At 70.8% G+C, this 22,844-nt stretch carries 22 protein-coding genes; 12 read left to right on the top strand and 10 right to left on the bottom strand.

Annotation, left to right across the window (positions count from 1 at the left end; all coding sequences use genetic code 11):
- Positions 1-57 precede the first annotated feature (57 nt).
- Positions 58-537: a hypothetical protein gene (locus HUW46_RS22170; protein WP_215549091.1), complete on the top strand. Its 480-nt coding sequence runs from the start codon at positions 58-60 to the stop codon at positions 535-537.
- Here HUW46_RS22170 and HUW46_RS22165 read toward each other — a convergent pair.
- From HUW46_RS22165 to HUW46_RS22150, 4 genes are all read right to left on the bottom strand, one after another.
- The gene (locus HUW46_RS22165) at positions 534-1,415 is read right to left on the bottom strand and encodes a serine hydrolase (protein ID WP_215549090.1); all 882 of its coding nucleotides are present in this window, start codon (positions 1,413-1,415) and stop codon (positions 534-536) included. The genes HUW46_RS22170 and HUW46_RS22165 overlap by 4 nt on opposite strands.
- Positions 1,416-1,572: 157 nt before the next feature.
- Positions 1,573-2,730 carry an epoxide hydrolase family protein gene (locus HUW46_RS22160; protein ID WP_215550035.1) on the bottom strand — a complete coding sequence of 386 codons (1,158 nt, stop codon included), beginning with the start codon at positions 2,728-2,730 and terminating at the stop codon, positions 1,573-1,575.
- Positions 2,731-2,967: 237 nt separating this feature from the next.
- Positions 2,968-3,492 (bottom strand): hypothetical protein, encoded by a 525-nt coding sequence (locus tag HUW46_RS22155; RefSeq protein WP_215549089.1) that lies wholly within the window; start codon positions 3,490-3,492, stop codon positions 2,968-2,970.
- 78 nt (positions 3,493-3,570) lie between these two features.
- Positions 3,571-5,184: an FAD-binding oxidoreductase gene (locus HUW46_RS22150; RefSeq protein WP_215549088.1), complete on the bottom strand. Its 1,614-nt coding sequence runs from the start codon at positions 5,182-5,184 to the stop codon at positions 3,571-3,573.
- A 205-nt stretch (positions 5,185-5,389) separates the two neighbouring features.
- Here HUW46_RS22150 and HUW46_RS22145 point away from each other — a divergent pair, with 205 nt between their 5' ends.
- The gene (locus tag HUW46_RS22145) at positions 5,390-5,800 is read left to right on the top strand and encodes a hypothetical protein (RefSeq protein ID WP_215549087.1); all 411 of its coding nucleotides are present in this window, start codon (positions 5,390-5,392) and stop codon (positions 5,798-5,800) included.
- A 21-nt stretch (positions 5,801-5,821) separates the two neighbouring features.
- Here the strand turns inward: HUW46_RS22145 and HUW46_RS22140 are convergent, their stop codons facing one another.
- From HUW46_RS22140 to HUW46_RS22125, 4 genes are read right to left on the bottom strand one after another with little or no spacing between them, the layout of a single operon-like run.
- A complete protein-coding gene (locus HUW46_RS22140; protein ID WP_215549086.1) occupies positions 5,822-6,412 on the bottom strand; it encodes a dihydrofolate reductase family protein in 591 nt (196 codons plus the stop codon).
- Entirely contained in the window at positions 6,409-7,236 is an 828-nt protein-coding gene (locus HUW46_RS22135) for a metalloregulator ArsR/SmtB family transcription factor (RefSeq protein WP_215549085.1), read from the bottom strand. The genes HUW46_RS22140 and HUW46_RS22135 overlap by 4 nt, the downstream gene beginning before the upstream one ends.
- A 50-nt stretch (positions 7,237-7,286) precedes the next feature.
- A complete protein-coding gene (locus HUW46_RS22130) occupies positions 7,287-7,853 on the bottom strand; it encodes a hypothetical protein (protein ID WP_215549084.1) in 567 nt (188 codons plus the stop codon).
- Positions 7,854-7,868: 15 nt separating this feature from the next.
- Positions 7,869-8,897, bottom strand: coding sequence for a BTAD domain-containing putative transcriptional regulator (locus HUW46_RS22125; RefSeq protein ID WP_215549083.1), 1,029 nt, complete (start codon positions 8,895-8,897; stop codon positions 7,869-7,871).
- A gap of 147 nt (positions 8,898-9,044) precedes the next feature.
- Here HUW46_RS22125 and HUW46_RS22120 point away from each other — a divergent pair, with 147 nt between their 5' ends.
- The 8 genes from HUW46_RS22120 to HUW46_RS22085 all read left to right on the top strand — a co-directional run bounded on the left by HUW46_RS22120 (position 9,045) and on the right by HUW46_RS22085 (position 17,171).
- Positions 9,045-11,381: a helix-turn-helix domain-containing protein gene (locus tag HUW46_RS22120; RefSeq protein WP_215549082.1), complete on the top strand. Its 2,337-nt coding sequence runs from the start codon at positions 9,045-9,047 to the stop codon at positions 11,379-11,381.
- Between the two features lie 78 nt (positions 11,382-11,459).
- Positions 11,460-12,626: a WXG100-like domain-containing protein gene (locus tag HUW46_RS22115; protein WP_215549081.1), complete on the top strand. Its 1,167-nt coding sequence runs from the start codon at positions 11,460-11,462 to the stop codon at positions 12,624-12,626.
- Between the two features lie 17 nt (positions 12,627-12,643).
- Positions 12,644-12,976 (top strand): PE domain-containing protein, encoded by a 333-nt coding sequence (locus HUW46_RS22110; RefSeq protein WP_215549080.1) that lies wholly within the window; start codon positions 12,644-12,646, stop codon positions 12,974-12,976.
- The gene (locus tag HUW46_RS22105) at positions 12,973-13,797 is read left to right on the top strand and encodes an ESX secretion-associated protein EspG (RefSeq protein WP_215549079.1); all 825 of its coding nucleotides are present in this window, start codon (positions 12,973-12,975) and stop codon (positions 13,795-13,797) included. Before HUW46_RS22110 ends, HUW46_RS22105 begins: the two co-directional genes overlap by 4 nt.
- Before the next feature lie 13 nt (positions 13,798-13,810).
- Complete coding sequence (locus tag HUW46_RS22100) at positions 13,811-14,224, top strand: YbaB/EbfC family nucleoid-associated protein (RefSeq protein WP_215549078.1); 414 nt, start codon at positions 13,811-13,813, stop codon at positions 14,222-14,224.
- Entirely contained in the window at positions 14,221-14,538 is a 318-nt protein-coding gene (locus tag HUW46_RS22095) for a WXG100 family type VII secretion target (RefSeq protein ID WP_215549077.1), read from the top strand. Before HUW46_RS22100 ends, HUW46_RS22095 begins: the two co-directional genes overlap by 4 nt.
- Positions 14,535-15,557, top strand: coding sequence for a WXG100 family type VII secretion target (locus tag HUW46_RS22090; RefSeq protein ID WP_215549076.1), 1,023 nt, complete (start codon positions 14,535-14,537; stop codon positions 15,555-15,557). Before HUW46_RS22095 ends, HUW46_RS22090 begins: the two co-directional genes overlap by 4 nt.
- A gap of 453 nt (positions 15,558-16,010) precedes the next feature.
- Positions 16,011-17,171: an epoxide hydrolase family protein gene (locus HUW46_RS22085; RefSeq protein WP_215549075.1), complete on the top strand. Its 1,161-nt coding sequence runs from the start codon at positions 16,011-16,013 to the stop codon at positions 17,169-17,171.
- Here HUW46_RS22085 and HUW46_RS22080 read toward each other — a convergent pair.
- On the bottom strand, positions 17,117-19,519 hold the full coding sequence (locus HUW46_RS22080) for an excinuclease ABC subunit UvrA (RefSeq protein ID WP_215549074.1): 2,403 nt from the start codon (positions 19,517-19,519) through the stop codon (positions 17,117-17,119). The genes HUW46_RS22085 and HUW46_RS22080 overlap by 55 nt on opposite strands.
- Positions 19,520-19,643: 124 nt before the next feature.
- Positions 19,644-20,054 (bottom strand): VOC family protein, encoded by a 411-nt coding sequence (locus tag HUW46_RS22075; protein WP_215549073.1) that lies wholly within the window; start codon positions 20,052-20,054, stop codon positions 19,644-19,646.
- Positions 20,055-20,257: 203 nt separating this feature from the next.
- On the opposite strand from HUW46_RS22075, the gene HUW46_RS22070 reads away from it, so the two are divergent.
- Both HUW46_RS22070 and HUW46_RS22065 read left to right on the top strand, forming a co-directional pair.
- Positions 20,258-22,144, top strand: coding sequence for an elongation factor G (locus tag HUW46_RS22070; RefSeq protein WP_215549072.1), 1,887 nt, complete (start codon positions 20,258-20,260; stop codon positions 22,142-22,144).
- A gap of 203 nt (positions 22,145-22,347) precedes the next feature.
- Positions 22,348-22,815 carry a hypothetical protein gene (locus HUW46_RS22065; protein ID WP_215549071.1) on the top strand — a complete coding sequence of 156 codons (468 nt, stop codon included), beginning with the start codon at positions 22,348-22,350 and terminating at the stop codon, positions 22,813-22,815.
- The last annotated feature ends 29 nt before the right edge of the window (positions 22,816-22,844 follow it).

The following is a 22,844-nucleotide window of genomic DNA, read 5'->3' as shown; positions in this document are numbered from 1 at the left end:
CCGGCGCCTTCCGGCCAACTGGGACCCCTCCCCGTGGCACGCTGGGAAACTCCCGGCATGGTCCTTCACCGCTCAGTTCGCCACCGACTCCTCGCGAGTACCGCGCTGGTGCTCGTCCTCGCCGGATGTTCGTCCTCGCCGAAGGAGGAACTGCGGGAGAGCCTCGACGCGAAATGCGGTGAAGTCACCGGCCGGTTCACCGGCGACCTCGCGCTCAGCGGGGGCTCCGGCGACCAGAAAGTGGCGGAGGAACGGAAAAAGCTGCTCGCCGGGTTGAAGGACCAGGCCAACGGCATGCCCGCACCCGAATCGGGGAAACCGGACCTGGACGCGTGGCTGAGCAAGCTCGACGCGCTGTCGCAGGACCTGAGCCAACTGGGCGGACGGCTGCAGAACGCCAGGCCGGGTTCCGACATGGTGATAGCCATGCAGTACTCCATCGTCAAGGAGTCCGCGAAGGAAGCCGGTGCCGCCGCGGCCAGGTTCGGTTTCACCGCCTGCGCCGACACCAGCCGTTGGGCCGAACTACCGAACTAGTGGCTGGTTCCGGCGAGCGACGCCTTGAGCGCACCGGTCGCGGTGGTGAGCGCCGTGGAGGCGACGGTCCGGTCGACGCTTTCGTTCCAGGAGCCCATCACCGCGACGGCGAAGGTACGGGACGCGGTGCGGACCAGGCCCGTGGTGTTGAACACCCGCCTGCCATCGGAACTGCCCCAGCCCTGCTTCACCGCCCAGTCCGAGCCCTCGAACGCGCGCGGAATCCCGAAGTACTGGTCGAAACCGTCGGCGGCGTTGCGCGGGGCGCTTTCCATCGCCTCGGTGACGAAGTCGCGTTCCTTGTCGGACAGTCCGGCGGTGATGTGCCGGTAGACCGTGATGACGTCGGTCGGCGACATCTGCGTGGAGCCCCATTGGCCTTCGTCGGAGGCGGGCGTCGTGTGCGTGAGCCCCAGTTTCCTGGCCTGCCGCCGGACGATCGCCGTCCCGCCCTGCTGTGTCCACAAGCGACTGGCGACGCGATCGTCGCTGGCCGAAAGCATGGCCTGCACGGCCGTCGCCTCGCTGCCGGACGGCACCCCGGAACGGTCCATCAGGTCGAGCGCGATGAGCAGCTTCACCACGGACGCGGTGGGCTGCGCCTGATCGGCCTTCCAGCTCAGCTTCACCGCGCAGGCGCCCAGATCGACGACCTCGATCCCGAGCCGCGGGTCGTTCCCGTTGCTCAGCAACGCTTTCCTGGCTTCGGCGACGGCGCTCGCGTGCTCGTCCGCCGCGTCGGCCGGAACCGCTCCGCACCCGGTTTCCCAGTCGCTGTCCCCGAAACCGCCGTTCAAGCCGATCGCGGCGAGCAGACCTCCCATCACGATGAGCACGGCGATCCCCACGAGCACCTTCGTCTTCACGGACTGCTTCATCGACCGTCCACCTCCACCGGGAACCGGGCAATCCGAAGCTAGTGAGGCGGTGGATCGCCGGTATCGTCCGATGAGCCGTCCATTCCGGCCTGCCGGTGGACAACCCCGGTGGATCGGGGACGGAGATCAGCCGGATGGCCGATGTGCCTAACCGGTCTCATGTGGACCGAAACGACCGGAACGCCTTTCGCAGTTCGGTAACCAGGAGGTCCGGTTGCTCCAGGCCGGGGAAGTGGCCGCCGCGGTCGAGTTCGTGCCACGAGCGGAGATCGCGGTAGCGCCGTTCGGCCCAGCGGCGCGCCGTCGGCCACGGTTCGGCGGGGAACAGCGAGCACGCGGTCGGCACGGTCACCGGCCGCTCGTTCTCCTCTTCCGCGCCGCGCGGCACCCACCGCATCGCTTCCCAGTACCAGCGCGCGCTCGACGCGCCGGTCCCGGTCAGCCAGTACAGCGCGATGCCGTCCACCTGCTGCCGAAGGGACAGTCCGCCGCCCGCTTCCGGCCGGACGTCGGCGTAGGCGGCGAACTTCTCCCCGAGCCAGGCGGCGAGCCCCGCCGGTGAATCGAGCAGGGCGTACCCCAGCGTCTGCGGGCGGGTGCCCATCAGCAACCCGAAGCCGTACCCGTCCGCGAGGTGCAGGTCGCGCCGGTCCAGCATGCGCTGTTCCGCCTCGGTCGGCGAAGCGCGGTCCTCCGGCAACGGGGACGCGAGCGGCATCGTCAGGTGCAGCCCGAGCACGCGGTCCGGCACCAGGCGCGCCAGCTCGGTGCTCACGAACGCGCCCCAGTCCCCGCCGTGCGCGCCGAACCGCTCGTAGCCGAGCGCGCTCATCAGCTCCGCCCACGCCCGCGCGGTGCGGCCGGGGTGCCAGCCGGGTTCGCGCGGGCGGTCGCTGAACCCGAACCCCGGCAACGAAGGCACGACCACGTGGAAGGCGTCGGCCGCGGACCCACCGTGCGCGACCGGGTCGGTGAGCGGTCCGAGCACCTCCTCGAACTCGAGCACCGACCCCGGCCACCCGTGCGTCAGCACCAGCGGCACCGCCGACGGCTCCGGCGAACGCACGTGCCAGAACGCGATCCGCAGCCCGTCGACGCGAGCGCGGTACTGCGGGATCGCGTTCCACTGCCGCTCGCGCTCCCGCCAGTCGTACCGGCGCCAGGTCCGCAGCAGCGCGCTCATCCGGTCCAGCTCGATACCCTGCGACGGCCCTCGCACCGTTTCCCGCTCCGGCAACCGCGCGCGGTCGAGACGGTTCCGCAGCTCTTCCAGGTCGCGGTCGGGAAAGTCGATCTTGAACGGTTCGATTTCCAGCACGCCCCGAGGCTAGGCACGTTCCCGCGCAGAGCCCATGCGCTCGATTGCGGACCCGCACTCGGAAATTGCGCTCGAACGACAGCGACCCGGCGGTCACTCCGGCCGTGCGCACCTCGCTGTCACGCGCCCTCACCACAGCAGAGGCCCCCGGCAGTTCGTTCGCCGGGGGCCTCTGCCGTGCGTTGCGCGGTTGGCGCGCGAAGTCCTTGCTCGTACTCGACTTGACGTGACTTCTCAGTAGCGGTTGCAGGCCTTGGTTTCGCTGATGGGACCGTTGAGGTACTGGGCGTGCACGATCGAGCAATAGAGCTGAACGCCCGGTCCGTCGTTCAGATAGTACGGCGTACCCTCGCAAATGTTACTGGGATTTCCTTCAACACCGCCGCAGATCTTCTTGGTCTTGCCGACGAATTTTCCGTCCACATAGGCATCGATTTCGACGGACTTGTCCCCGATGTCGCTACAGCTGTAGGAACCGTAGAACATCACCTGGTTCGACGGCTTCGCGACAGCCGGAAGGCCATCACAGGTGGTCGCGATGGCCGTGGCAGCTTCGGCACGCGGCGCCGCCTCAGCGGAGCCCCCGGCGACGACAGTCATGGCGATGCTCGCCGCACCCACGGTAACGGCAACGTTTTTCCACATGTTCATAGGAAAACTCCCCAGTTTTTCATCGAATGTCGCCCCGGACACTACATGACACTCTTCGTCGACAGCAAGATAATGTCCACCTTTCGATGTAGCAAGAAAAATGTCCACTTCGCGCTGTCCTGGTCAACTCCGACGACAGGCCCCGACCACGAGCCCGTGCACGACATCACGGCATCGCCGCACCGGTCAGGAGGGGAGCTCGATTCCGAGGGCGTGGTGGAAGACGTTCTTCGGGTCCCAGCGGGCCTTGACTCGTTGCAGCCGCGGGTAGTCGTCCTTGTAGTAGAGCGTGGACCACGGCACGCCGGAGGTGTTCCACTCCGGGTCGGCGAGGTCGACGTCCGGGTAGTTGATGTACGAGCCGTCGCTGACCTCGTTCGGCACGGGCACGCCGCCGGTTTCGTGGTACACGGCGCGGTAGAACTCGCGGATCCACTTCAGCCGGACGTTGTCCTCGGTTTCGGACTGCCAGGTCGTCTGGTACACCGCCTTCATGATCGCGTCGCGCTGCGCGACCGCGGTGGCGCCCGGCGGCACCGCCCCGATCTGGCCGCCGTACCCGATGAGCAGCATGCCGTCCTTGTCGGTGCCCTCCTCGTCGTCGAGTTTCGCGTAGATCGTGGCCAGCTGGGCGTCGGTGAGCGAGCGGCGCAGGTACCCGGCCTTGAGCTTGGACCGGCGCGTGGTCTTGTCGCCGCCTTCGCCGTTGCCCGGCCAGGTCGTCATGTGCAGCCACGGCAACGTGACCCCGTCGTTCACGGTCGGTTCGAGGCCGGTGCCCGCGCCCACCTCGGCGACGAACTCCGCCAGCAGCCCCTTCGCGTTCGGGAGGTCCGCGTCCATCTGCACGACCACCTGGACGCTGCCCGCCTTGCGGTGCAACGCCATGAGCACCGCGTACAGCCCGGCGGCCGGTGAGCCGGGCGCGCTGTTGCGCTCGTGCCAGGTGCCGAAGTTGCGCAGCAGCGCGGTGAACGCGCGCTCGGTCATGCGCTCGTCCCACCGCCAGAGCACCAGCCACCCCAGCATGTTCGACGGCGACGGCGGCAGCAGACCGGCCGGGTCGTCGCCGGTGGCGTCCGGCGCGCGCAGCCAGTACCGGGTGACCACGCCGAAGTTCCCGCCGCCGCCCCCGGTGTGCGCCCACCACAGCTCGCGGTTCGGGTCGCCGGGTTCCCTGGTGGCCACCACGGTGCGCACCCGGCCGTCCGCCCCGGCCACCACCACTTCCACCGCGTACAGGTGGTCCACCACCGAGCCGTACCGGCGCGACAACGGGCCGTACCCGCCGCCGGCGAAATGCCCGCCCGCGCCCACTTCCGGGCAGCCGCCCGCCGGGATCGTCACGCCCCACCGCTTGAACAACGTGGTGCAGACCTGTCCGATGGTGGCGCCCGGCTGGACCGCGAACGCGCCGCGCCGCGCGTCGAAGCCGACCTCGTTCATCGGCGAGAGGTCCAGCAGCATCCGCACTCCGGGCTCAGCGGTGAAGCCTTCGAAGCAGTGTCCGCCGCTGCGCACCGCGACCCGTCTGCCGGACCGCACCGCTTCCGACACCGCGGCCACGACTTCCCCGGTCGAGGAGACCACCCTGATCTCGTCCGGCCGTCCCGTGAACCGGAAGTTGTCCCCGCGCAGCAGGCCGTCGTACCGGCGATCGCCCGGCCGGATCACGACCGCGCCGGACGCCGCGGTCTCCGGGGCCGCGGCGGCCGTACCTCCCGAGGCGAGCACGGCGCCCGCCGCAACGGCACCCGCGCTCGCGAGCACCCCACGACGGCTCACTTCGTTGCTTTCCACCGATTTCTCCCCTTCGCCAAGCCGTTGAACCGGATTTCAGCGTCGCAGCACGGGGGACCCGCCCGCATCGACCGACCTGCCGGTCGTCGCGACCGGCAGGTCGGCTGGTCCGCTCAACCGATCGGCTGAGTGGAAGGGAGGTTTGACGAGGCGGCCGAGTGGGTAGTGAACTTCCGACCCGAACGACGGCGAAGGGACGCCCGCAATGGCCCGGCACCACACGGAAACCGCGTCCTTCCCGGCCACGACCTCGGCGAACCTGACCGGCATGCTGCGCACCCCGGTGGTGCGCGCGACCATCCGCACCGCGCTCTGCGACCTGCCCGCCGACGTGGTCAAGGAAGCTTCCCTGCTGGTCGAAGAGCTGATCGCGGACGCGGGCCGCGGCGGCGCGTCACCACGCGGGCTGGAGCTGCGCCGGTCCGTCGAGCCCGCGCTGCTGACCATCGCGGTCACCAGGGAGAAGCCGCGCGTGGCGACGCGAGAGCCGTTGTCACCGGCGATCACCGTCGGCCGGATCCTCGTCGAAGAACTCGCCCTGTCGTGGGGGACCGGCGAGACGGACACCTCGTCCACCACGTGGGCCGTGTTCGATCTCGAACCGCGGGCAGCGTGAGGCGGCGTCCACAAAGGACTGTCAGCGCACGCGGTCGTAGATCACGGCGATTTCGCCCAGCGCACCGGTTTCCTGGTGGGCGAGCTTCCAGCCGGTCGCGGGCAAGCCGTCTTCGAACAGCCGCTGCCCGCCCCCGGTGATCACGGGGATGATCAGCAGGTGGAGCCGGTCGAGCAGGTCCGCCGCCAGCAGCGCCTTGGCGATGCTCGGGCTCGTGTTGACCAGGATCTCCCCTTCGCCACTGGCCTTGAGATCCGTGACGACGTCCGCGGCGGAGCCGCTGACGATGCGGGTGCGTTCCCACGGCGCTTCGGTCAACGTGCTCGAGAAGACCACCTTTTCGGTGTCCACCAACCACTTCGCGTATCCGCGATCGCGCGGGTCGGCGTTCTCGTCCTCGGCGACCGACGGCCAGAACCCGAGGAATCCTTCGGCGTTGCCCCTGCTGAGCACCGCGGTGGTCGCGTTCTCCCAGATCCGGCTCATGTGGTCCCGTGCGACATCCGTGGTCAGGTACGGGACGAACGCGCCGAAGTCGGGTGCCCCACCGGCGCCGTGGTAGCGCCCGTCGAGGCTGAGTGCGATGTTCGCGGTCACCGTGCGGTCGGTCATGATGGGTCCTTTTCGTTGGTGGTGCGGGGGAATTCGCCGACGACGCCGGCGAGGTTGTCGAGTACCTGTCCCCAGCCGGTTTCGATACCGGCGATGGCGGGGACGGCTTCGACGGTGGTTTCGGTGATGCGCAACCCGAGGTCGAGCCGGGTTCCTTCGGGGACCGCGGTGAGCCCCAGGTCGTAGTGGCCGGTGAACGAAACCGCGCCGGAGGAGTCCAGCACCGAAAGCTCGAAAACGAGGTGCGCGGGTTCCTTCGCGGTGTGAACGCGGCCTTCGGAGGGATACCGCCGCCCTTCGGCATCGCGGTATTCGAGGACGACGCGCCCACCGGGCTCCGGGTCGAGCACCCATTCGGCGACCGTCATCGACGGCGGGGCCCACCAGGACGCGACGAGGCGCTGCTCGACCCAGTGCCGCCAGACGACTTCCGGCGACGCGGAAAGCACGCGCTCGAACGAGAAGGCCCGCCCGTCCGCCCAGCGTTCCCGGTCCGCGGCCGCGGTTTCGGCCTCGATCGCGGCGCGGTAGCGCGTGATGACGTCGCGCTCGTCGCCGTGCGCTTCGGTGGTTTCGACCAGTTCCCGAAGACGGCGCGCGAGGGCTGCCAGCGGCGCGGCCTCAGCGGCGTAGACGCGGCGTTGGCCGAGCGGGAAAACCGTGACCAGACCGGCCTTGGCGAGGGTCTGGAGGTGCTTGGTCGTCTGCGGCTGCCGCAACCCGGTGAGCTCGGCGAGCTCACCGACGGAGCGGGGCCGCTCGGCGAGGTGCTCGACGATGCGCCACCTCGCTCCGTCCCCCAGTGCTGATGCGATCTCGTCCATGCGACAAAGTATTCACCTTTAAGAATATTCATGTCAATGAATACTTTGTGTCAGCGCTGCATCACGTGCTGGATCTCGGGCCCCCACTCGTGGGCGCCCCGGAACTCACCGCGCGACCTGATCCGCGGCTCGCCCCGTTCCGCCCCGCCGCGCAGCACGATCCGCTCGCCGTCGACGTCGGTGAGCGTGTAGCCGTCACCGTCGCGGACAATCGTGGTGGCGTCGTAGCGCACGGTGTGGATCCGCCCGTCCACGGCGACGGTGAGGCCGTGCTCGTACAGGTCGAGCCGCGCGTTCGGATCCGTTCGCGGGGAAGACCGGCCGAGCTGGACGAACACCAGCACCCCGAGGGACAACGCCGCCACGACGGCCGCGGCGACGGCGGCGAGGACGACCCCCTTCATCGCGCACCCCACCGCGGCCGCGGCGCACACCACGACGACCCCCGCGCACCAGGCCTTCAGCAACACCAGGCACCGCGTCGTGCCGGGACGCGGCTCACCGGACACCCCGGGGTAGGTGAACCGCCGCCTGCCGAGGCGTTGACGACCTGCCGCTTCGGAGATCTTCGCCAGCAACAGCTCTTCGTCGCGGGCTCGCGAAGGACATCCCGTCACGCCACACCTTCCATCTCAGCGCCCGGCTCCGATCCGGGTGCGGCCGAAGCCGGTCTCGTCCCCGCGCAGCACCGCCTGATGCGCCCGCTGCAACGTCTCGCCGGGGTTCAGGCCGAGGTCGTCGGCCAGCAGGCGGCGCGTGCGGGCGAAGACCTCCAGCGCCTCGGCCCGCCTGCCGCTGCGGTACAGCGCGCGCATCAGCATCGCGGCGACCGGCTCGTTCTCCGGTTGCGCCGCGGCCAGCGCGGACAGCTCGGCGACCGCCTCGGCGTGGTGGCCCATCCGCTGCTGGCCGTCCAGCTTCCGCTGGGCGAGCGCGATCCGGCGGTCGGCGAGCCGGAGCCGCTCCAGCTCGGCGAACGGGCCGGGCAGCCCGGCGAGCGGCTCACCGCGGAACAGGTCCAGCGCGCGGGTGCAGGCGCGCACCACCTCCGCGGGATCATCGGCGGCCTCGGCGGTGCTGACGAACTCCTCCAGCTCCGTCACGTCCAGTTCGACCGCGTCGCCCGCGAAGCGGTACCCGCACCGGTCGCGCCGGATCACCGAGTCGCGGCCGTCGCCCGCGTCGAGGATCTTGCGCAGCCGGTAGACGTAGACCGGCACCACGTTCCCGGACGGCGGCTCCAGGCCCCACACGCCGTCGCGGAGCTCCTGCTGGCTGACCACTCGGTCCTGGCACAGCGCGAGCGCCGCGAGCACGGCCTGCTGGCGTACCGGCCCCAGATCGAGCGGCTGCCCGTCCCGCCACGCCCGCAGCGGACCGAGCACGGAGACCCGCAGCCGCGGGCGGGTGTCCGGCCTGCGCGGCCCCTGGCCGGGGATCACCAGTCCGCAGTCGAACGCGTGGACGATCGCGGCGGCGCGGTCGCGCAGCCCGAGCTTGCCGAGGATCCGGTCGAGCCGCCCGGCCACGGCGGGCTCGGGCACGGCGAGCGCGGCGGCGATCTCGGCGTCGGTGAGGCCGCGGCCGACCGCGCGCAGCACCTCCCGCTCGCGGTGGTTCAACGCGGTATCGGGCCGGTCGGTCGTGACGGTCGTCAGCATGTGGTCCCCCGAGTTCTGCGGACTGTTTGTGCCTTCGACGCTGGCGGAACGCCCCGACCTTGGACAGGCCAGCGGACCGGCCGTTTGTGGCCGATAGAGTCCCCCACCTGGGTAACTACGACGCCGCGCGCGAAAGGGCCCCGATCGGTGACCAGTGAGTTCAGCGTGCTGCTGCGGCGGCTGCGACAGCAGGCGGGCATCACCCAGGAGGCACTGGCCGAGCGCGCCGGGGTCGGGGTCCGCACCATCCGCGGCCTGGAAACCGGCGAACGCGCGGGCCCGAGGGTGACCACCGTGCGGCTGCTGGCCGACGCGCTGGAGCTGGCGCCGCGGGAGCGCGAGCAACTGCTCGGCGCCGCCGTGGGCCAGCCGGTCGACGACGAACCCGAGAGCCCGGCCGAGCCGCCGCCCGAGCCGCCGAAGCCCGAACCGCCGAGCGCGAGCGAGCCCGTCGCGGTGCCGGACGAGGCGCTTGCCGAGGCCGCCGGTCAGCTCGCGCACGCGGTCGCCGCCCGGTCGCGGCGCGAGGAGGAGCAGCGGCAGATCCACGACCCGTTCCCGCTGCCGGTGCGCTGGGAGCGGGCACCCGAGGAGCTGACCGACCACTGGGCGAACATCCGCCGCGCCCCGGCTGGCAGCACGTCCGAACCGCTCCAACTGGCCGGCACGCTGACCGGGATCGTGGACGTCTACCGGCGCGTCCCGTCGAGGCGGCTGGTGGTGCTCGGCCGCTCCGGATCCGGGAAAACCATCCTCGGCCTGCGGTTCGTGCTGGACTGCCTGAAGTCCCGTACCCGCGCCGACGCGGTACCGGTGATCTTCAGCATCGGCTCCTGGAACCCCACCGGCATCACGCTGCGGGACTGGCTGGCCGGCCAGCTGACGCGCGACCACCCCGGTCTCGCCGCCTCGGGCCCCGGCGGGACGAGCCTTGCCGCCGCGCTGGTCGAGGCTGGCTGGGTGCTGCCCGTGCTCGACGGCTTCGACGAGATCGCGGGCGGGTTGCGCCGCCCGGCGCTGGAAGCCCTCAACGCCACCACCCTGCCGCTGCTGCTGACCAGCAGGCCGGGCGAGTACGCCGCCGCGGTCGCCGAAACCGACGTGCTGACCTCCGCCGCCGCCATCGACCTCGCCGATCTCACGCTCGACGACCTGGCTGGCTACCTGCCGCGCACCACCCGCAGGACCGACGGCGCGAAGACCGCGTGGGACCCCGTGCTGGCCGAGCTGCGCGAGCACCCGGCCACCGAGGCCAACGCCAACCTGATCGCGGTGCTGACGACCCCGCTGATGGTCACGCTCGCCCGCGCCATCTACAGCGACACCCCCGACCACGACCCGGCCACGCTGCTCGACACCGAGCGCTTCGCCGGTATCGAGGCGCTCGAAGAGCACCTGCTCGACGATTTCGTCCCGACCGTCTACCGCCGCCTGCCCGACGATCGGCCCGGCGGGTCGCACCGCCGCTTCGACCCGGACCGAGCCCAGCTGTGGCTCGGCTACCTCGCCGAGCACCTGACCCGGCTCGGCACACCCGACCTCGCCTGGTGGCAGCTCGGCGGCACGCTGCGGCGCTGGCAGCGCACGCTCGTCACCGCGCTGATCGCCGGGCTGGCGATCGGCCTCGCCGACGCCGTGGTCGGGATGTTCTTCAACTCCTTCGCCCACCAGCTCTTCGACGGCGCGATCGTCGGCCTGCTGGCCGGGCTCATGTTCGGGCTCGTGCACTGGCTCACCGTCGCGGGCAAGGGCAGATCGATCGCGCCGTCGGGGGTGCGGTTCAAGTTCCGCGGCCGCACTCGCGCGCACGGGGACAGATCCGTGCCGCGGTTCCTGATCGGGTCGCTGTGCGGGTTCGCCTTCGGCGGCGGCTACGGGCTCGTCGTCGGCCTGAGCAAGACGTTGAGCGGAGGCGGCGGGCTCGTGCACGGGCTGGTGATCGGACTCGGCGACGGGCTCATCTACGGGTTGGTCTTCGCGCTCGGTGCGGGACTCGCGTTCGCCCTTCTCGGCAGGCTGGAGACCCCGTTCGACATCAGGTCCGCGGTCAGTCCGGTCCGGCTGCTCGACAACAACCGCACCACGGCGACCGCCCAGTTCCTGGTGTGGGTGCCCAGCTTCGGGCTGGTCGTCGGCGTCGCGGCCAGCATCGTGGTGTGGTTCCTGCACGATCTGCTCGGCCCGCTCGAATGGGGCGTCGGCGACGCGGTCCGGCTCGGCACGTTGAGCGGGCTCGGCGGCGCGATCGGGTACACGCTCGTACTGACCGCGTGGGGCCAGTGGGTGGTGTTCGCCCGGATCTGGCTGCCGCTCACCGGGCGGCTGCCGTGGGCGGTGGGCGCCTTCCTCGACGATGCCTACCAGCGAGGGGTGCTGCGGCAGGCCGGCGCGGTCTACCAGTTCCGCCACGCCAGGCTGCAGAACCACCTCACCCGCGCCTACCAAGCACATCGCGGCGGTCCTTCCCTCGGCAAGGCACGCTAACCGGCGCCGATGACACCCCGATGAAACGGGGGGATCGCGTTTCATCGAGCCTTCATCGCGCCCCCTTAACTTCGGGTCATGGCCGACGAATCCAGTGGGGGAACCGCGCAGGACCTGGCGTCCGCCGGTGTAGAGGGACTTGCGGACGCCGCGACCTCGGCGCTCGAGGGGAGCGGGCCGATCGGACTGCTCGCGAAACCCGTGGTGGGGGCACTGCGGAACGTGTGGGAAGGGTACTTCGGCGCGCCGATCCCGCCCGGCTCCACGAACTGGAACGCCTACACCCACGCGCAGCTGCGCGAAATGCTGTGGCAGGGCGCCGACGTCGGCGACGTCAGCTCGGTCGCCGCCGAATGGGACCGGCACGGCACCGAGCTGACCGAGCACGGGGACGCGTTGCGCGGGCAGAAGGCCGCGCTGTCCGGCCACTGGAGCGGGCGCGCGGCCGAACCGGCGACGAACCGGCTCGGCACGCTGGGAGAGCGGACCTCCGATATCGGTTCCCGCGCGGGAACCGTCGGGAAGGCCGCCCAGGACGCGGGTGACGCACTCGCCATCGCGCGCAACACGATGCCGCCGCCTCCCGGCGATCCGACCGGGCTCGCGGTGTCCGGTGCGCTCGCCGGAGCCGGTGCGGGCGCGGCGATCGGCGGCGTACTCGGTGCCGGCGCCGGTGGGATCGGCGCTGGGCCCGGCGCGCTGATGGGTGCCGCGATCGGGGCGGTGGCCGGTGGCGGCGGCAGCCTGTTCCTCGCCAATGTCGCGGCGGCCGAAAGCAAAGCCGAAGCGGTGCACGTGATGCAGCGCTACGAAACGAGCCTGCGCAACAGCAGCCACGCGGTCGCGGCGGTCCCGAAGGGCTCGACCGCGACCACGTTGTCCGGGCCGGACGAGCAGACCACCAGCGCCAGCTCGGCCGCCGGTGCGGCGCTGGCCGGCGGTGACGTGTCGGGGCGCGGCCTTTCGTGGGGGCAACTGACCGGTGCGGGCTCGCTGGGCGCGGGAGCGACAGCGGGGCTGCGCACCGGCGCGGGCGCGCTGAACAACGCGATGCTGGCCCGCCAGGCCGCGATGAACCAGCTCGCCGCCGCGCGGGCCGCCGGCGGAAACGGCATGTACCCGCCGGGCAGCGGCGCGCGCGGGCAGGGCGGCGAAGACCAGGTGCACGAGAACCGGCTCCCCACCATCGACCAGAAGCTGTTCGCGGTCGACGAGCTGGCGAGCGAACCGGTCATCGGGCTGTGAACGACGGGAGTGAACCCTTGCCGGACAACGGATACGAGGTCGCGCCGCACGAGCTGACGGCGCGGGCGAAGACACTGGCCGAGATCGGCGACCAGACGAGCGCGCTCGCGGCGTCGGCGAACCGGCTCGCCGAACGCGTGCCGATGCTGGGCACCGCGCCGCCCGCGCTGCACCTCGCGATGAGCCTGCAGGAGGCGGCGGGCCGAACCGGGCACACCGGCGAGGTGCACGCGGCCGACACCGAACTCAACGACTTCCACCGCGCGCTGCGGACCTCCGCCGACCGGTACGCCGAACGCGACGCCGAGGTCGCCTCGGCGCTACGGGCATTGGACGGCGAAGCGAAATGACCGCGGCCGTCGATCTTCCGGAGTCCGAAGTAGACGAATCCATCCACTTCGGACTTGTCGAGCTGGATCTGCTCTCCTCCTACGCCGGGGTGCCGTTCCCGTTCCCGCTGCGCGTGCCGTCGTTCGGCCGGATCGAAGGCGAGCGCGAGGTGCTGCTGGCCGCGGCGGGCCACGCACTGCGGATCCGCGGCCTCGCCGACGAAACCGGGCCGATCGGCGCCGCGGCCGAACTCCTCGACGCGCTGCGCGAGTACCGCGGCACCGTCGACCTCGTGCTGACCGGCCCGGACGGGACCATCGGGGTGGTCGCGATGGTCTACCGGTCGTCGGCGCTGCTCTGCCGCCAGCCGTGGAACGACGAGCTCACGAACACCGTGCGGGTCAGCACGATCGCGGAAACCGCGCTGGAGAAGGCACTTTTCGACCTGGTGCCCGAGCACCCGGCCGCGAGGTCGATGCCGATCAGCCTGCCCGACCGCGCGGTGCGCACCGCGACGCGGCTCATCGCGGGCGTCGAGAACGACGCCGAGAAGGAGCGCCGCCTTCGCGACCTCGTCCGCGACTGCGGTGGCGACCCCGGCGTGCTCGACGCGCTCGCCGGACTTCTGCCGACACTGACCGGAAAAGGCCAGCTCGGCGCCACGCGGCGTGCCTCGGGCAGCGTGCGCGCGGGCACCGAACTGTCCTGGTTGGACGGTCCACAGGGGAGGGGCAGGGTGAACCGCGCCGACGACGGGTGGGTGAGCGTGAACCCGTTGCGGCAGGCCGATGTGCGGAACGCGCTCGCCGAACTGGCCACGATCGCTCGCGCCGAGCACTGAAAGGGGAAGCACCGTGGATCCGACGGAATGGCTCAGGAACTACCAGAAAACGCTCGCCAGGGCGTCGGCGAACGCCAAGGCGGCGAGCGAGAACCTGGAGCGGGTCGGCGGCACCGCGACCTCGCCGCGCGGGGAGGTCGCGGTCAAGGTCGGCCCCAGCGGCGCGTTGGAAAGCCTCGATCTGACGCCCGCGGCTCGCGCACTCGAAGCCGAGCAGCTCGCGCAGCTCATCCTCACCACCGCGCAGCAGGCGCAGCGCGCTGCGGGCGCGCAGGTCGTCGAGATCATGACCGGCTACGTCGGCGAGGGCCCCGCGCTGGACGTCGTCAAGCGGCACCTGCCGGACGCGCCAGCCGAGGACGGGCCGCGACCCGACGACCGCGAGGACGACCAGTACTTCACCAACCCACCGGAGATCACCTCATGACCGCACCGAGCCGATTCCAGGTCGACCCCGAAGAGATCAGGACGCACGCGGGCACCGTCGGCACGGTCGCCTCGCAGCTGTCGTCGATCGCGGGCGGGCAGCAGGGCGGCGGCCCCGACGGCAACGCGCTCGGCAGCTTCGTCCAGTTCCTCACCGCGGGGTTGCAGGGCGCGATGGACCGGGTCACCCAGTCCGTCGCGCACGGGGCGTCCGCCGTGGACGAGATGAGCACCCGGCTCACCCGCGCCGCCGAGCACTACGAGCGCACCGACGAGAACGGCGGCATCCAGCTGCTGGGAACGGAACGCCGATGACCGCGCCCGCCCCCGCCCTCGGACAGACCTCCGGACAGGCTTCCGATCAGGTCGACATCACGCAGACACTCGGCGATCTCGACTCGACCCTCACCGCGGTGCAGAGCGAGGACTGGGTGACCGCGGGCCTGTCCGGCGCCACCACCGCGGCCGACCTGCTCGGATCGGGATCCGACCCGCTTTCCGGCATCGTCAACGCGGGCTTCGGCTGGCTGACCGGTCTCGTGGACTTCCTCGCCGCGCCGTTGAAAACGTTGGCCGGTGACCCGAGTTCGATGTCCTCGAGCGCGCAGGACCTGCACGGCACCGGGAAGTCGCTGTCCTCGCACGCCGACTCCTACCAGCAGGCCGCGACCAAGGAAACCGGCAACTGGTCAGGCGAGGCCGCGTCGGGATACCAGAACACCTCGGGCAAGCTCGCCGACCAGCTGCGCGCCATCAGCAAGGCCAGCGCGGGCGTGTCGAGCGCGATGTCCGGCGCGAACAAGGTGGTCGGGCAGGCGCAGCAGATCGTCACCCAGCTCGTCGGCGAGGCCAGCGGGGAGATCAACACGATCATGCTGCAGGCGATGGCCGCCGCGCAGGTCACCGGCGGTGCGAGCGTGGCGGCGGCGATCCCGCAGTGCGTGCAGGTCGCCACCCGGTACGGCGGGCAGATCGCGGAGAAGATGGGCGCGCTGCTGTCCAGCGGGCAGAACCTGACCACACTGCTGCTCGGCGTGGTGAAAGCGCTGGAAGTCGTCGACCAGGCGATCACGAAGACCACCGGCAAGGGCAGTGCGACCGGGTCGGGCGGTTCCGCGTCGCAGGGCAGCGGATCCGGTGGCAGCACTGGATCTCCTACGTCCTCGGGTACTCCTGGTTCTTCTGCGTCTTCTGCCTCTTCGGCGTCTTCCGTTTCGGACGGATCTTCCGGTGCGGCCGACTCCTCCGGCGCACCCACCGGGACCCCCGGATCGCAGGCGAGCGCGGGCAAACCGGGAACCACCGAAGACCAAAGCGTGCCCGCCAACGCGTAACCACCCCGCAGCGGCGACCTATTCGCGGCGCGGCGAACTCGACCTCGCACCACACTCCCGCGAACCCGCACGACCCCACAGTGGGCCTTCGCGTGCCCCGAAAGTGACCTTCAGGGAATCCAGCGCCCCGAACGCCACCTTCAGGGCACCGGCAAGCGGGAGGCCGAACGTGCGAAGGGTGGATTTACGGCGTTGAGCGCCCCGAAGGCCACCTTCGGGGCATGTGCAGCCCGGCCCGCACGTGAGCGAGGGCCGAGAAAGTGGCGCTGGAGTCCCCGAAGGTGGCCTTCGGGGACCGGCGGCGCGCGCCCGCCACCGATCTCGCGGAACCACCGCGCCGCGCACCCGGCATCACCGTGGCATTCAGGGCATCCAGCGCCCGAAAGCCACCTTCAGGGCACCGGCGCCGAAAGAGGGCGGGCGGTTCGGGGCGTGCTGCGTAGAGTCGTTGCTATGCCGGAAGAGTCGCAGCCCGAGCCGTTCGCGCCCCGGGCCGAGCAAGCCGCACTGGACGATCTCCGCGCGCGGCTGCGTGCGACGCGGTGGCCGGACGCGCCGGAGGAAGCGGGCTGGTCGCTCGGGACCGACCTGGACTACCTGCGCGAACTGGTCGCCTACTGGGCGGACGGGTTCGACTGGCGGGCGCGCGAGGCGGCACTCGCGCGGCTGCCCCGGTTCCGCGCGTCCGTCGGCGGGCTCGGAATCCACTTCGTGCACGCGAAAGCCGCCACCGGGCCCGCGCTGCCCCTCGTCCTCAGCCACGGCTGGCCCGATTCGTTCTGGCGCTACACCAAGGTCATCCCGCTCCTGGTCGATCCGGCGGCGCACGGCGGCGATCCCGAGGACGCCTTCGACGTGGTCGTCCCGGACATGCCCGGTTTCGGGTACTCCGACCACCCCGATCCGCCGGTGGACTCGGTCGCCGTCGCGGGACTGTGGGCCGAACTCATGACCGCGCTCGGGTACGAACGCTTCGGCGCCGCGGGCGGCGACGTCGGCAGCAGCGTGAGCCGCTTCCTCGCGCTCGACCACGCCGAGAAGGTCGTGGCCGTGCACCGCACGGACGCGGGCCTGCCGGTCTTCACCGGCGACCCAGCGGATCTCACCGCCGAGGAACAGGATTGGCTCAGCGGTGCGATGTCCTGGGGCGCGACCGAGGGCGCCTACGCGGCGATGCACCGCACGAAACCCCAGACCGCCGCCTTCGGCCTCACCGACTCCCCGGCGGGCCTCGCCGCGTGGATCGTCGAAAAACTGCGGTCCTGGAGCGACTGCGGCGGTGACCTCGAATCCAGCTACACCAAGGACGAGGTCCTCACCAACGTCACGCTCTACTGGCTGACCGCCACGATCGGCTCGTCGATGCGCATGTACCACGCGAACGCCGCGATCCCGGCCGCGCAGCACGCCCGCCGGGTCGAGGTCCCGTCCGGTTTCTCGCTGTTCCAAGGCGATGTCGTGCGCCCACCGCGCGCCTGGCTCGAGCGCATGACGAACGCCGTGCGCATCACCGAGCCCGAACGCGGCGGGCACTTCGCGCCGTTCGAAGAACCCGAGGCCTACGCCGAGGAGCTGCGCGCCTTCTTCCGTCCTTTCCGGACCGCGCCGACGTAGTCCGCGAGGTGCTCGCCGGTCAGGGTCGACCGCGCCGCGACGAGATCGGCCGGAGTGCCTTCGAAGACGACGCGGCCGCCGTCGTGACCGGCGCCGGGGCCGAGGTCGATGATCCAGTCGGCGTGCGCCATCACGGCCTGGTGGTGCTCGATGACGATGACGGACTTGCCCGCGTCGACGAGCCGGTCGAGCAGGCCGAGCAGCTGTTCGACGTCGGCGAGGTGCAGGCCGCTGGTCGGCTCGTCCAGGACGTACACGCCACCGTCCGCGCCCATCTGGGTGGCCAGCTTGATCCGCTGCCGCTCGCCACCGGACAGCGTGGTGAGCGGCTGGCCGAGGGTGAGGTAGCCGAGCCCGACGTCGACGAGGCGTTCGAGGATCTTGTGCGCGGCGAGGAGTTTCCCTTCCCCGCCACCGAAGAACTCCTCGGCCTCGGCCACCGGCATCGCGAGCACCTCGCTGATGTCGCGGCCGCCGAAGGTGTACTCCAGCACGTCGGCCTGGAAGCGCTTGCCGTCGCACACTTCGCACGGGGTGGCGACGCCCGCCATCATCGCGAGGTCGGTGTAGATGACGCCCGCGCCCTTGCAGTTGGGGCACGCGCCTTCGGAGTTGGCGCTGAACAGCGCGGGCTTGACGCCGTTGGCCTTCGCGAAGGCCTTCCGGATCGGTTCGAGCAGCCCCGTGTAGGTCGCCGGGTTGCTCCGCCGGGAGCCGCGGATCGCGCCCTGATCGACGGCGACCACCCCGTCCCGGCCCGCCACCGAGCCGTGGATCAGCGAGCTCTTGCCCGAACCGGCCACGCCGGTGACCGCGACCAGCACGCCGAGCGGGATGTCGACGTCGACCTCCCGCAGGTTGTGGCTGGTGGCCCCGCGCACTTCCAGCTTCCCCGACGGCGTCCGCACCGACTCCTTCAGCGACGCGCGGTCGTCGAGGTGGCGGCCGGTGATCGTGTCGCTCGCCCGCAATCCGTCGACGGTGCCCTCGAACACCACCTCGCCGCCTTCGGTCCCGGCGCGCGGGCCGAGGTCGACGACGTGGTCGGCGATCGCGATCGCCTCCGGCTTGTGCTCCACGACGAGCACGGTGTTTCCCTTGTCGCGCAACTGCCGCAGCAGGTCGTTCATGCGCTGGATGTCGTGGGGGTGCAGGCCGATCGTCGGCTCGTCGAACACGTAGGTGACGTCGGTGAGCGCGGAGCCGAGGTGGCGGATCATCTTGGTGCGCTGCGCTTCGCCGCCCGAGAGCGTGCCGGCCGGGCGGTCGAGCGAGAGGTAGCCGAGCCCGATCCCGACGAACGAATCGAGGGTGTGCCGCAACGACTCCAGCAGCGGCGCGACGGACGGCTCGTCCAGGTCGCTCACCCACTCCGCGAGATCGCTGATCTGCATCGCGCACGCGTCGGCGATGCTGATGCCCTTGATCTTCGACGACCTCGCCTCCGCGGACAGCCGGGTCCCTTCGCAGTCGGAGCAGGTGGTGAAGGTGACCGCACGCTCGACGAAGGCGCGGATGTGCGGCTGCAGGGAGTCGACGTCCTTGGCCAGCATCGACTTCTGGATCCTCGGGATCAGGCCCTCGTAGGTCAGGTTGATGCCGTCGACCTTGATCTTGGTCGGCTCCTTGTACAGCAGGTCGTTCAGCTGCCGCTTGGTGAACTTCTTGACCGGCTTGTCGGCGTCGAAGAAGCCGGAGCCGCGGAAGATGCGGCCGTACCAGCCGTCCATGCTGTAGCCGGGGATCGTGATCGCGCCGTCGTTGAGCGACTTCGTCTCGTCGTAGATCGCGGTCAGGTCGATGTCGTTGACCTTGCCGCGGCCTTCGCAGCGCGGGCACATGCCGCCGGTGATGCTGAAGCTGCGGCGCTCCTTGACGGTGCGGCCCGCCTTCTCGACGGTGACCGCGCCCGCGCCGCTGATCGAGGCGACGTTGAACGAAAACGCCTGCGGTGAGCCGATGTGCGGCTTCCCGAGCCTGCTGAACAGGATGCGCAGCAGCGCGCCGGTGTCGGTGGCGGTGCCGACCGTGGAGCGCGGGTCGGCGCCCATCCGCTCCTGGTCGACGATGATCGCGGTGGTCAGCCCGTCGAGCACGTCGACGTCGGGGCGCGCGAGCGTCGGCATGAAGCCCTGCACGAAGGCGCTGTAGGTCTCGTTGATCATCCGCTGCGACTCGGCGGCGATCGTGGCGAACACCAGCGAGCTCTTGCCGGACCCGGACACCCCGGTGAACACCGTCAGCCGGCGCTTCGGGAGCTCGACGCTGACGTCCTTGAGGTTGTTCTCGCGCGCGCCGTGCACGCGGATCAGGTCGTGGCTGTCGGCGGCGTGCAACGACTTGGTCATCGTCTCTCCATCTGTGCTTTCGCGATACCCCGAGCTCGATCTAACCAGCCCGGAACGACAATTCGGGCGTTCCCGCAGGTCGGCGCGGCGTACCGGGGTGGCGGCGCACCCCGGTACGCACGGCTCAGCGCACCTCGTTGACGCGGATCATGTTCCCGGCGGGATCGCGGAACGCGCAGTCGCGGATCCCGTAGGGCTGGTCCGTCGGCTCCTGGGCGACCTCGGCGCCACCGTCCCGCAGCCGCGCGAACTCGGCGTCGAGGTCCTCGGTGGCCAGGATGATCATGGCGTAGGTGCCCTTCGCCATCATCTCGGCGACGGTGCGGCGCTCGTCGTCGGTGAGGCCGGGGTTCGCCGACGGCGGGTGCAGCACGATGGACGTGCCGGGCTGGCCGGGGTGACCGACGGTGATCCAGCGCATCTTGCCCTGCCCGACGTCCTTGCGGACCTCGAAGCCGAGGATGTCGCGGTAGAAGGCCACCGAAGCCTCCGGGTCGTCGTGCGGGAGGAACGTGGTGTGAATGGTGATGGTCATGGCGATCACGCTAAGTGCGCGCCGGTGGCGAGCGCTTCTCGATTCCTGACCGGTGTCCGCCCCGGAAAATGAGCGTTCCCCGCGCAGCGCGGGCGGTAAGATCGCGTCCGGTCCAGTGTCGGCCGACAAGGAGAGCGGCATGAGGTGCGTTGTCGAGTTCCCCCTTTTCGCGGATCTTTCGACAGCACTGGAGCCGTTCTCCCATGCCACACCTGAACATCGGAATTCTCGCCCACGTCGACGCCGGTAAGACCAGCCTCACCGAGCGCCTCCTCCACCACGCCGGAATCATCGACCACGTCGGCAGGGTCGACAGCGGTGACACCCAGACCGACTCGATGGCGATGGAGCGCAGGCGCGGGATCACCATCCGGTCGGCCGTCGTCTCGTTCACGCTCGGCGACCTGCACGTCAACCTCATCGACACCCCCGGCCACCCGGATTTCATCGCCGAGGTCGAGCGCGCGCTGCGCGTGCTCGACGGCGTGGTGCTGGTCGTCTCCGCGGTCGAGGGGGTGCAGGCCCAGACCAGGGTCCTGATGCGCGCGCTGACCAGGCTGCGCGTCCCGGTGGTGCTCTTCGCGAACAAGATCGACCGCGTCGGCGCGCGCCGCGACGGCCTGCTGGCCGAGCTCGCCGACCGCCTCGGGATGCCGTGCGTGCCGGTGTCGGCGGTCGACCACCTCGGCACCCCGGAGGCGCGCACCCGGCAGGCGCCGATCGAGCCGACGGCAGAGCTGGCCGACCTGCTGTCCCGGCACAGCGACGCGTTCCTGTCCGCCTACCTCCAGGACGAGGGCGCGCTGACGGCCGCGGACTACCGCGCCGAGCTGGTCCGCCAGACCCGGCGCGGGGTCGTTTCGCCCGTGTTCTTCGGGTCGGCGCGGACCGGAGAGGGAGTCGAAGCGCTCGCGGCCGGAATCCGCGAATTCCTCGGGACAGCGGCGGAACCGGCGTCCGGCGACGAGCTGCGGGCGACCGTGTTCAAGATCGAACGCGGGCGCGCCGGCGAAAAGAACGCCTACGTCCGCGTGTTCTCGGGCGAGCTGGGTGCCCGCGACCACGTCCGGTTCCACCGGCCGGGGCGGACCTTCGAGGCGAGGGCGACTTCCGTCCGGGTCTTCGAGCGCGGAACCGGCACCGTCGAAGCGCGTGCCGGTGCCGGGCGGATCGCGAAAGTGGCCGGGCTCAAGGAAATCCGCATCGGCGACCGGATCGGCGCGACCGGCGACGGGGTCGAAGCGGCGCACTTTCCGCCGCCCAGCTTGGAAACCGTCGTGGTACCCGACCGGCCGTCCGACGCACCCGCGCTGTTCGCCGCGCTCAGCGCACTCGCCGAGCAGGACCCGCTGATCACCGTCCGGCAGGACGAGGCGCGCCGGATTTCCGTTCGCCTGTACGGAGAAGTGCAGAAGGAGGTCCTCAAGGAGATGCTGGCTGACGAGCACGGGATCGCCGTCGGCTTCGAAGGCACCAGGACGATCTGCGTCGAGCGGCCGGTCGGCACCGGGGCCGCGGTGCGGGAGATCGGCGCCGAGGGCAACCGGTTCTGGGCCACGCTCGGGCTGCGCGTCGAACCCGGCGCCCCCGGTTCGGGACTCACGTTCGGGCTCGCCGTCGAACTCGGCTCGCTGCCGCTGGCTTTCCACAAGGCGATCGAGGAGACCGTGGCGGCGACGCTAGCGAACGGCCTTTCCGGATGGGAGGTCGTCGACTGCGCGGTGACCGTGACCAGGACCGGCTACTTCAGCCCGGCCAGCGCGGCGGGCGACTTCCGCAGCATCACCCCGCTCGTGCTGGGCGAGGCGCTGCGGCGGGCCGGGACCGAGGTGCTGGAGCCGATCAGCGCCTTCGAACTGGAACTGCCATCGGACACCGTCGGCGCCGCACTGTCCAAAGTGGTCGAAATCGGCGGAGTGGTCACCGGGTCCGCGATCCGCGGCGCGAGGGCCGAGCTGACCGGCACGATCCCGACCGCGGCGGTGCACCGGTTCGACCAGCAGCTGCCCGGCCTGTCCCGCGGGGAAGGCTTGCTGCTGACCGAAATCAGCGGCTACCAGCCGGTCACGATCCCGCTCGACCGCCGATGAACACCGGACCAGCGGCGGCAGGCCGCCCGCACCAACCGCCGACTGGTGCGACGCGGTCTGCCGCACCCACGGCATCACCGGCGAGTTCGGCGAGACGACGGACGAGCTGGGCTCCGGTGCGCTGCGCGTCTGGCGGCAGGCACTGGCGCGCGAAGGCGAGCACGGGTGAAGATGGAGCACTCGCCTGAGGAAGCGGAGGTCCGGTGCTCATCAAACCCGTCGCCGCGGTCCGCCTGGTGCACCGCTTCCCCGACCGCAACTACCTCGTCGTGTTCGTCACGCGCTGGCGGGAAACGATCGCGTGGGCCGAGCGCCCGCCGGAAGGCGTTCGGGGCGCCCAGCTCGACTGCGCGGTCTGCGGGGAACCGGTCGGGTTCCGGTTCTACAGCGAGGCGGCCGCACGCAGTCGGCGGACCAAGCAGCTCTACGGCGCGCTCGCGACCTGCCTCGGGTTCTTCGCCGTGTTCCGGCTGCTCGCCGCGGTCGCGGTCGCCGTTTCGGTGCCGTGGCTCTACTTCGCGGCCAAGGAAAACGGTGTGGTCGCCGACCCCGACCGCAAGAACGGCCCGCACAAGTTCACCCCGCCCGACGCGCTCAACGCGATGTTCGCGCCCGAACGACGCGACGCACCGGCCGAAGGCGCCGTCGTGTTCGACGACGAGTTCAGCTGATCGCGCGTTCCGCCGCGGAGAGCAGTTCC

Origin of the sequence: Amycolatopsis sp. CA-230715 (assembly GCF_018736145.1) — a bacterium.
Taxonomy (GTDB): Bacteria; Actinomycetota; Actinomycetes; order Mycobacteriales; family Pseudonocardiaceae; genus Amycolatopsis.
Note: the sequence above shows the minus strand (reverse complement) of the source record. Positions and strands in the feature narration are given on the sequence as shown.

Bases quoted from the DNA above. Each gene is read 5' to 3' on its own strand.
- HUW46_RS22070 (WP_215549072.1), top strand. From the start codon at position 20,258: ATGCCACACCTGAACATCGGAATTCTCGCCCACGTCGACGCCGGTAAG.
- HUW46_RS22090 (WP_215549076.1), top strand. From the start codon at position 14,535: ATGACCGCGCCCGCCCCCGCCCTCGGACAGACCTCCGGACAGGCTTCC.
- HUW46_RS22165 (WP_215549090.1), bottom strand. From the start codon at position 1,415: ATGAAGCAGTCCGTGAAGACGAAGGTGCTCGTGGGGATCGCCGTGCTC.
- HUW46_RS22140 (WP_215549086.1), bottom strand. From the start codon at position 6,412: ATGACCGACCGCACGGTGACCGCGAACATCGCACTCAGCCTCGACGGG.
- HUW46_RS22145 (WP_215549087.1), top strand. From the start codon at position 5,390: ATGGCCCGGCACCACACGGAAACCGCGTCCTTCCCGGCCACGACCTCG.
- HUW46_RS22125 (WP_215549083.1), bottom strand. From the start codon at position 8,897: ATGCTGACGACCGTCACGACCGACCGGCCCGATACCGCGTTGAACCAC.
- HUW46_RS22135 (WP_215549085.1), bottom strand. From the start codon at position 7,236: ATGGACGAGATCGCATCAGCACTGGGGGACGGAGCGAGGTGGCGCATC.
- HUW46_RS22095 (WP_215549077.1), top strand. From the start codon at position 14,221: ATGACCGCACCGAGCCGATTCCAGGTCGACCCCGAAGAGATCAGGACG.
- HUW46_RS22170 (WP_215549091.1), top strand. From the start codon at position 58: ATGGTCCTTCACCGCTCAGTTCGCCACCGACTCCTCGCGAGTACCGCG.
- HUW46_RS22085 (WP_215549075.1), top strand. From the start codon at position 16,011: ATGCCGGAAGAGTCGCAGCCCGAGCCGTTCGCGCCCCGGGCCGAGCAA.
- HUW46_RS22115 (WP_215549081.1), top strand. From the start codon at position 11,460: ATGGCCGACGAATCCAGTGGGGGAACCGCGCAGGACCTGGCGTCCGCC.
- HUW46_RS22075 (WP_215549073.1), bottom strand. From the start codon at position 20,054: ATGACCATCACCATTCACACCACGTTCCTCCCGCACGACGACCCGGAG.
- HUW46_RS22080 (WP_215549074.1), bottom strand. From the start codon at position 19,519: ATGACCAAGTCGTTGCACGCCGCCGACAGCCACGACCTGATCCGCGTG.
- HUW46_RS22105 (WP_215549079.1), top strand. From the start codon at position 12,973: ATGACCGCGGCCGTCGATCTTCCGGAGTCCGAAGTAGACGAATCCATC.